Origin of the sequence: Mesorhizobium sp. M1E.F.Ca.ET.063.01.1.1 (assembly GCF_003998155.1) — a bacterium.
GTDB lineage: Bacteria > Pseudomonadota > Alphaproteobacteria > Rhizobiales > Rhizobiaceae > Mesorhizobium.
The window spans coordinates 1-421 of sequence record NZ_RZSC01001669.1 but is presented as its reverse complement, the minus strand read 5'-3'; the positions used below and the strand labels follow the sequence as shown (position 1 = coordinate 421).

Sequence of the window (421 nt, the reverse complement as noted above, 5' to 3'; positions counted from 1 at the left end):
GAGTACGAGCAAAGCGGAGCGCTATCGAAGGAAGCGCCCATTGGTTGCGACGGTTGTGGTCGGCAAGGGTCGAGCAGTGCGTCGAAGCGGCTCTTCGGCGGTTGCCGGTGGCAGCGCGAGGCGATAACGCCCGAAGCTCAATCGGATCGCGTCTTTGATCGCGGCGGCCCGCCGGGTAGGCGGCGGCGCATGCCGTCCGACCGGGAAGCCGGGCGCGACGGATGCGATCAGCCTCAGCATCATCAGGGCTTCCCACATGGTGCTCTCCATGCGCCCCGCGCAGCCACGGCCGCGCGAGGCATCGTCGATCGGAGGAAAGGACCGGCCGGCCCGTGAACGGGTGGGTCAACGGGCCGGCCGGCGCAGCCGGTCAGAGTTGCCCGCCATTCCGGGGTAGGGGTGGCTGGAGCTGTCCGTGCGG

At 69.6% G+C, this 421-nt stretch carries 1 protein-coding gene; it reads right to left on the bottom strand.

Annotation, left to right across the window (positions count from 1 at the left end):
• Positions 1-21 precede the first annotated feature (21 nt).
• Positions 22-258: a hypothetical protein gene (locus EOA29_RS40335; RefSeq protein ID WP_126093434.1), complete on the bottom strand. Its 237-nt coding sequence runs from the start codon at positions 256-258 to the stop codon at positions 22-24.
• Positions 259-421 lie beyond the last annotated feature (163 nt).